Here is an 8,090-nt window from a genome sequence, read left to right on the forward strand (position 1 = left end):
GCAGTCTATTATTGGAATCCGTTATTCGTCTTCCAACTCGATGTTAATACCCAGTGAGCGGATTTCTTTCAACAATACGTTGAACGATTCTGGCATTCCTGGTTCCATCTGATGATTACCATCAACGATGTTTTTGTACATTTTGGTACGACCATTAACGTCATCAGACTTAACAGTAAGCATTTCTTGAAGAGTATAAGCAGCACCATATGCTTCCAGTGCCCACACTTCCATCCCCCCGAAACGCTGTCCACCAAACTGTGCTTTACCACCAAGAGGTTGCTGAGTAACCAAGCTGTACGAACCTGTAGAACGGGCGTGCATCTTGTCATCAACTAAGTGGTTCAGTTTCAGCATGTACATGTAACCAACGGTTACAGGACGCTCAAATTGTTCACCAGTACGGCCATCGAAAAGCGTGATTTGACCAGAAGTTGGAAGATCTGCAAGTTTCAGCATCTCTTTAATTTCCATTTCTTCTGCACCATCGAACACTGGTGTTGCGGTTGGCATACCTTTTTTCAGGTTCTCAGCCAGACGTAACACTTCTTCATCACTGAAGGTGTCCAAATCAACTTTTTGACGTGGTGCCATACCCAGATCGTAAGCTTTCTGGATAAATTCGCGTAACTTAGCCACTTCTTGTTGCTGTTTCAGCATCGCGTTGATCTTATCACCGATACCTTTAGCTGCCATACCTAAGTGTGTTTCTAGGATCTGACCGATGTTCATACGTGATGGAACACCAAGTGGGTTCAGTACGAGGTCAACTGGGTTACCGTTTTCATCGTATGGCATGTCTTCAATTGGGTTAATCTTAGAGATAACACCCTTATTACCATGACGACCCGCCATTTTATCACCCGGTTGGATCTGACGTTTAACAGCCAGATAAACCTTAACGATTTTCAGCACACCTGGTGCTAAATCATCACCTTGAGTGATTTTACGACGTTTAGCTTCCAGTTTCTTCGCGAATTCAGCTTTCAGTTCGTCATACTGCTCTGCTAGCTGTTCTAACTGGTTTTGCTTCTCTTCATCCGCAATACCCAGTTCTAACCAACGCTCACGTGGTAATTTATCTAATTTTTCAGCTTCAATGCCGCCGGCAATTAATACACCACGGATACGAGCAAATAAACCTGCTTCAAAGATACGTAATTCTTCAGTTAAGTCTTTCTTAACTTCACGTAATTGCGATTCTTCGATTTCTAATGCACGTTTATCTTTCTCTACACCATCACGAGTGAAGACTTGTACATCAATAACTGTACCAGATACACCGTTAGGAACTCGCAGTGAAGAGTCTTTTACATCAGATGCTTTTTCACCAAAGATAGCGCGTAGTAGTTTCTCTTCTGGTGTTAGCTGAGTTTCACCTTTAGGTGTTACTTTACCAACCAGAATATCACCACCTTTCACTTCAGCACCGATATAAACGATACCTGACTCATCCAGTTTAGATAACGCTGCTTCACCCACGTTCGGGATATCAGCTGTTATTTCTTCAGGCCCTAACTTAGTATCACGAGAGACACAAGCCAGTTCTTGAATATGGATAGTAGTGAAACGATCTTCTTGAACAACACGCTCAGATACAAGGATGGAGTCCTCGTAGTTATAACCATTCCATGGCATGAATGCCACGCGCATGTTTTGACCTAATGCTAATTCACCAAGGTCTGTAGATGGACCATCAGCTAGCACGTCTCCGCGTTCAACGGGTTCACCTAAAGAAACACAAGGTGTTTGGTTAATACATGTATTTTGGTTAGAACGTGTATATTTCGTTAAGCTATAGATATCGATGCCAGCTTCACCAGCATAAGTCTCTTCTTCGTTAACTTTGATAACGATACGAGAAGCATCAACATACTGAACAGTACCACCACGTTTAGCAACCGCAGTAACACCGGAGTCAACCGCAACAGCACGTTCCATACCTGTACCTACGAGTGGTTTATCACCACGAAGTGTAGGAACAGCCTGACGTTGCATGTTTGCACCCATCAATGCACGGTTGGCATCATCGTGTTCAAGGAATGGGATCAGTGAAGCACCGACAGAAACAACCTGTTGAGTTGAAACGTCCATGTACTGAACTTGGTCACGACTAAATAAACTTGACTCGCCTTTATGACGGCAAGTAACTAATTCTTCAACGAAATGATTATCATCGTCTAATACGGAGTTAGCCTGAGCAATGATGAAGTTACCTTCTTCAATTGCAGACAGATAGTGAATCTCATCTGTTACAGCATTGTTTTCTACAACACGGTAAGGAGTTTCAAGGAATCCGTATTCATTAGTCTGCGCATAAACAGATAATGAGTTGATAAGACCGATGTTTGGACCTTCAGGCGTTTCGATTGGACATACACGACCGTAGTGAGTTGGGTGTACATCTCGCACTTCAAAGCCTGCGCGTTCACGAGTCAGACCACCAGGACCTAATGCAGAAATACGACGTTTATGTGTAATTTCTGATAGTGGGTTATTCTGATCCATAAACTGAGATAACTGGCTTGAGCCAAAGAATTCTTTGACAGCAGCAGAAATCGGTTTAGCGTTGATCATATCTTGTGGCATTAATGCATCAAGATCGCCTAAAGAAAGACGCTCTTTAACAGCACGCTCAACACGAACTAAACCAACACGGAATTGGTTTTCTGCCATTTCGCCAACTGAACGAATACGACGGTTACCTAAGTGGTCGATATCATCCACTTCACCTTTACCATTACGGATATCAATCAGTTTTTTCATCACTTCAATGATATCTTCTTGGCTCAGGATGCCAGAACCTTCGATTTCGTCACGTCCTAAAGAACGGTTGAACTTCATACGACCCACAGCAGAAAGATCATAACGATCTTCAGAGAAGAATAAGTTCTCAAATAAGTTTTCTGCAGCTTCGCGTGTAGGTGGTTCACCAGGACGCATCATGCGATAAATTTCAACTAACGCGCTTAAACGATCATTTGTAGGATCGACACGTACAGTTTCAGAAATATATGCACCGTGGTCTAAATCGTTTGTAAACAGAGTTTCAATCGTTTTGTGACCAGCTTGACTTAAACGTGCTAACACATCTAAAGAGATTTCCATGTTAGCAGCACAAATCAATTCGCCTGTTGCTTCATCGATATAGTCACGAGCTACCACTTTACCTGCAATATATTCAACAGGTACTTCAATGCGGTCTACTTGCTCTTTCTCTAATTGACGAATATGACGAGCAGTAATACGACGGCCTTTTTCGACATAAACTTTGCCGTTAGCTTCAATATCAAATGAAGCTGTTTCGCCACGTAAACGCTCTGGCACTAACGTCATCATCAGTTTATTGTTGCTGATTTCAAACGTTGTTTTATCGAAGAACAGATTCAGAATGTCTTCGGTGCTGTAGTTCATTGCACGTAAAATGATAGTCGCTGGTAATTTACGGCGACGGTCAATACGAACAAATAGATTATCTTTAGGGTCAAATTCGAAGTCTAACCATGAGCCACGATAAGGGATAATACGTGCGTTATAAAGAACCTTACCGGAAGAGTGCGTTTTACCTTTGTCACTATCAAAGAACACACCAGGGCTACGGTGTAACTGTGAAACGATAACACGTTCTGTACCATTGATTACAAAGGTACCGTTATCGGTCATTAATGGGATTTCACCCATATAGACTTCTTGTTCTTTGATATCTTTAACGGTGCCTTCAGGGGCTTCACGTTCGTAGATGACAAGACGCAGTTTAACACGTAAAGGTGCTGAGTATGTTACACCACGAATTTGACATTCTTTAACATCAAAGACAGGTTCGCCTAAGCGGTAGCTGACATACTGTAATTCAGCATTACCACTGTAGCTTTGGATTGGAAAAACGGAACGGAAAGCCGCTTCCAGACCATTTTGACCATCAGGATCTTGCTCGATAAACTTCTGGAACGAGTCAAGTTGGATAGAAAGGAGATAGGGAACATCCAAAACTTGTGGACGTTTACCAAAATCCTTACGAATACGTTTTTTCTCGGTATAGGAGTAAACCATAGGGTTCCTCAGCTCGCTGAAAAGTGACCCACTCTGCCTGCTCTTAATGATGTTAAGAGAGACACGACATTCTGCTAACACTATTTTTTGTAGGTAGGAAAATTTAATTTTCCATAATACTTATTGCTATTACTCTTAAATCATTTCATTGCATTCAACAAACTACCGAGCTTTTGGAATAACGTGGATCGTAGTCAGTAACGCAGTATATTAAGTCGTCAATAGCAAAAAATATTGAGGTAAAGAGGAAGCCAAAAAGTGTGAAAAAGCTACTCTTACCTTACAGCGCAAAAAGGCTGGTGACCAAATAATCACCAGCCATCAGCCTATAAGGCTGTTCTCTGGGAAGTTGAATTACTTAACTTCAACCTCAGCGCCTGCTTCTTCCAGAGCTTTTTTCAGTGCTTCAGCGTCATCTTTGCTGATGCCTTCTTTCAGTGCAGCTGGTGCAGATTCAACTAAGTCTTTAGCTTCTTTCAGGCCAAGACCAGTTGCGCCACGTACTGCTTTGATTACAGCAACTTTGTTGCCACCGATGCCTTTCAGGATAACATCGAATTCAGTTTTTTCTTCAGCAGCTTCTGCTGGACCCGCAGCAACAGCAACAGCTGCAGCAGCAGATACACCGAATTTTTCTTCCATCATAGAGATCAGTTCAACAACGTCCATTACAGACATTTCAGCAACTGCATTTAAAATATCGTCTTTAGAGATAGACATAACAAGTGTTCCTAAAATTCAGAAAAAGTTTATACGTAGTAAAGCAACGAAGGAAATAGGCTATTAAGCAGCTTCTTTCTGATCGCGCAGTGCAGCCAGAGTACGAACCAGTTTGCCGGCAGCGGCTTCTTTCATGGTTGACATCAGGCGTGCGATTGCTTCTTCGTAAGTTGGGAGTGTAGCCAGACGATCAATGTTTGAACCTGGGATAAACTCACCTTCAAAGGCAGCCGCTTTAATCTCGAATGCTGGGTTCGCTTTCGCGAAATCTTTGAACAGACGAGCAGCAGCGCCCGGATGTTCGAAAGAGAAAGCAATCAAGGTTGGACCGACAAAAACGTCTTTCAGCACTTCGTAAGAAGTACCTTCAACAGCGCGACGTAAAAGAGTATTACGTACTACACGTACAGTAACACCTGCTTCACGACATGCTTTACGCAGATCAGTCATTTTATCTACAGTTACACCACGTGAATCGGCAACAACTGCAGAAAGCGCACCTTTGGCAACTTCGCTGACTTCAGCAACAATCGCTTGTTTGTCTTGAAGATTTAGTGCCATTAGCTTCTTGCTCCTGGATTAACCGAGTAAATACTCGGGACTCACATCACTTATTACCACAATGGAAATAAGCGCTAAAACACGGTGAGCAGACTCCAGAATATAAAATTCTTTTTGGTTCTCTCACCGTCTACGCAGGAAAATTAAGTAATTACTTACACCTGCGGTCTTGGACGGGGTCTGGATAGGCCAGACTCCAACCGAAATTCGTGAATTTAGTTATGTTAATTTGTATAAAATTCAACATAGCTAAACTCAAGGCGTCAAATTCTATACAAATTTGACGCCAAGGTAAAGTCTTTTATGACTTATAGTCTAATCTAAGATTAAACTGTTGCGTTCAGGCTACCCTGATCAATAGCAACACCCGCACCCATAGTGGTAGACAGGCTTACTTTCTTGATATAAACGCCTTTCGCTGCAGATGGTTTTGCTTTTTTCAGAGCAACCAGCAGAGCTTCTAAGTTTTCTTTCAACTGAGCTTCGTTGAAATCAACTTTACCGATAGTAGAATGGATAATACCATTTTTATCATTACGGTAACGAATCTGACCTGCTTTAGCATTTTTAACAGCTTCAGCAACGTTAGGCGTTACAGTACCCACTTTCGGGTTTGGCATTAAGCCACGTGGACCAAGGATTTGACCTAATTGACCTACAACGCGCATTGCATCTGGAGATGCGATTACAACGTCAAAGTCCATTTCGCCAGCTTTAACTTTAGCAGCTAAGTCATCCATACCCACTAATTCTGCGCCAGCTTCTTTAGCCGCTTCTGCATTTGCACCTTGTGCGAATACAGCAACGCGAACTGAACGGCCAGTACCGTGTGGAAGTACAGTAGCACCACGAACGTTTTGGTCTGATTTACGAGCATCGATGCCTAAGTTTACAGCAACATCAACACTTTCAACGAATTTAGCAGTTGCTAATTCTTTCAGTAAAGCAACAGCTTCAGCGATTTCGTACTGTTTCGTGACTTCTACTTTTTCACGGATATTGCGCATGCGCTTGGTTAGTTTAGCCATCAGATTAATCCTCCACTACCAGGCCCATGGAACGAGCAGTACCTTCGATTGAACGCATCATAGCTTCAACGTCAGCACCAGTCAGATCCGCAGCTTTTGTTTCTGCAATTTCACGAACTTGAGCAGTAGTTACTTTACCTACTTTATCTTTGTTCGGCTTGCCAGAACCTGATTTCACACCAGCCGCTTTTTTCAGCAGGATTGCTGCTGGAGGCGTTTTGGTTACGAAAGTGAAAGAACGGTCTGCGTAAACTGTAATAACAACAGGAATTGGTAAACCTTTTTCAACGCTTTCAGTTTTAGCGTTAAATGCTTTACAGAATTCCATAATGTTAACACCTTGCTGACCCAGAGCTGGACCAACTGGTGGACTTGGATTAGCCATACCTGCTGCAACTTGCAGTTTGATATAGGCTTGAACTTTCTTAGCCATTAATTAATTCCTCAATTTGGGTATATCGCCCGGCTAGGGCTCCCCGATTTTACTTTGTCTCACCATAGGGCAAAACAACTCAAAACGAAAGGTCGAAAATTGTAGATAAATTTTTTGCCTTTTGCAAGGCAAAAAGACTTAACCTTTTTCAACCTGACTAAAGTCTAATTCAACAGGTGTTGCACGACCAAAGATTGAAACAGAGACTTTTAGGCGACTTTTTTCGTAGTCAACTTCTTCAACCACACCATTAAAGTCAGCAAATGGACCATCGCTAACGCGAACCATTTCACCTGGCTCAAATAGTGTTTTAGGACGAGGTTTATCACCAACTTGTTGTAGGCGATTCATGATCGCATCAACTTCTTTATCACTAATTGGTGCTGGACGATCTGATGTGCCACCAATAAATCCCATTACTCTTGGTACATTACGAACAAGGTGCCATGTTGCATCATTCATAATCATTTGAACAAGAACATAACCTGGGAAAAATTTGCGTTCACTTTTACGGCGCTGTCCACTACGGATCTCAACAACTTCTTCAGTTGGGACCATAACTTCGCCGAATGAATCTTCCATTTCGTTTAATTTGATATGTTCACGTAAAGACTGTGCAACACGGCCTTCAAAGCCAGAAAAGGCTTGAATAACATACCAGCGTTTTTTTGGAGAATCAGTCATAGACACCTCACAGGCCAGTAATAAATGAAACTAAACGAACCAGAATGCCATCCAGTCCCCAGAGAACTAATGACACAATAGCCGTCACAGCAGCAACAATCAGCGTTGTCTGCAATGTTTCTTGACGTGTTGGCCATACTACTTTACGCATTTCAATACGTGCTTCGCGAGCAAACGCTAATGTTGCTTTGCCTTGTGTTGTCCACAAAGCTATACCACCTGCGGCCACGAACAAAGCAACGACAGCTAAAGCTCGTAACGCAAGGTTAAAATCACGGTAAATATAGTTACCGCCAACCGCTACTACCAGCAATAGGATGGTAATAATCCATTTAGCGATATTACCACCACGTTTGCTATCTTGAGCCCCGCTATTCGCACTCATAAATTAACCTGTTACTATGATGTAAATAAATAGCCAGATTGCCTCGCAAGAGCAAAACAAATCAGACTAACCATAAATAAATCAACTATGATTGCATCTGACACAGTGTCATATCTCTATGACATTCGTATCTGCAAGATACTGGAGTCTATTCGTTGTATCAGAGCCTATCTCACCAATAATTCCATTAAAACTAGTGATGAGATAAGTTCTTTTTTTTACAACGCAT

General features: G+C 42.2%; 7 protein-coding genes. All 7 read right to left on the minus strand.

Annotation, left to right across the window (positions count from 1 at the left end):
- Nucleotides 1–21 precede the first annotated feature (21 nt).
- Complete coding sequence (gene rpoB, locus M983_RS07045; RefSeq protein WP_066749179.1) at nt 22–4,050, minus strand: DNA-directed RNA polymerase subunit beta; 4,029 nt, start codon at nt 4,048–4,050, stop codon at nt 22–24.
- Between the two features lie 354 nt (nt 4,051–4,404).
- On the minus strand, nt 4,405–4,770 hold the full coding sequence (rplL, locus tag M983_RS07050) for a 50S ribosomal protein L7/L12 (RefSeq protein WP_066749182.1): 366 nt from the start codon (nt 4,768–4,770) through the stop codon (nt 4,405–4,407).
- Between the two features lie 63 nt (nt 4,771–4,833).
- The gene (gene rplJ / locus M983_RS07055; RefSeq protein ID WP_066749185.1) at nt 4,834–5,331 is read right to left on the minus strand and encodes a 50S ribosomal protein L10; all 498 of its coding nucleotides are present in this window, start codon (nt 5,329–5,331) and stop codon (nt 4,834–4,836) included.
- A 326-nt stretch (nt 5,332–5,657) separates the two neighbouring features.
- On the minus strand, nt 5,658–6,359 hold the full coding sequence (gene rplA / locus M983_RS07060) for a 50S ribosomal protein L1 (protein ID WP_066749189.1): 702 nt from the start codon (nt 6,357–6,359) through the stop codon (nt 5,658–5,660).
- Nucleotides 6,360–6,363: 4 nt separating this feature from the next.
- Nucleotides 6,364–6,792 (minus strand): 50S ribosomal protein L11, encoded by a 429-nt coding sequence (rplK, locus tag M983_RS07065; RefSeq protein WP_060555735.1) that lies wholly within the window; start codon nt 6,790–6,792, stop codon nt 6,364–6,366.
- Between the two features lie 138 nt (nt 6,793–6,930).
- Nucleotides 6,931–7,476 carry a transcription termination/antitermination protein NusG gene (nusG, locus tag M983_RS07070; protein WP_066749192.1) on the minus strand — a complete coding sequence of 182 codons (546 nt, stop codon included), beginning with the start codon at nt 7,474–7,476 and terminating at the stop codon, nt 6,931–6,933.
- A gap of 7 nt (nt 7,477–7,483) precedes the next feature.
- Entirely contained in the window at nt 7,484–7,861 is a 378-nt protein-coding gene (gene secE / locus M983_RS07075; RefSeq protein ID WP_066749195.1) for a preprotein translocase subunit SecE, read from the minus strand.
- Nucleotides 7,862–8,090: the final 229 nt, after the last annotated feature.

It is taken from the genome of Proteus myxofaciens ATCC 19692 (assembly GCF_001654855.1).
Classification (GTDB): Bacteria; Pseudomonadota; Gammaproteobacteria; order Enterobacterales; family Enterobacteriaceae; genus Proteus; species Proteus myxofaciens.

Coding starts and splice junctions, on each gene's coding strand:
- nusG (WP_066749192.1), bottom strand. CDS start 7,476: ATGACTGATTCTCCAAAAAAACGCTGGTATGTTATTCAAGCCTTTTCT.
- rplK (WP_060555735.1), bottom strand. CDS start 6,792: ATGGCTAAGAAAGTTCAAGCCTATATCAAACTGCAAGTTGCAGCAGGT.
- rplL (WP_066749182.1), bottom strand. CDS start 4,770: ATGTCTATCTCTAAAGACGATATTTTAAATGCAGTTGCTGAAATGTCT.
- rplJ (WP_066749185.1), bottom strand. CDS start 5,331: ATGGCACTAAATCTTCAAGACAAACAAGCGATTGTTGCTGAAGTCAGC.
- rplA (WP_066749189.1), bottom strand. CDS start 6,359: ATGGCTAAACTAACCAAGCGCATGCGCAATATCCGTGAAAAAGTAGAA.
- rpoB (WP_066749179.1), bottom strand. CDS start 4,050: ATGGTTTACTCCTATACCGAGAAAAAACGTATTCGTAAGGATTTTGGT.
- secE (WP_066749195.1), bottom strand. CDS start 7,861: ATGAGTGCGAATAGCGGGGCTCAAGATAGCAAACGTGGTGGTAATATC.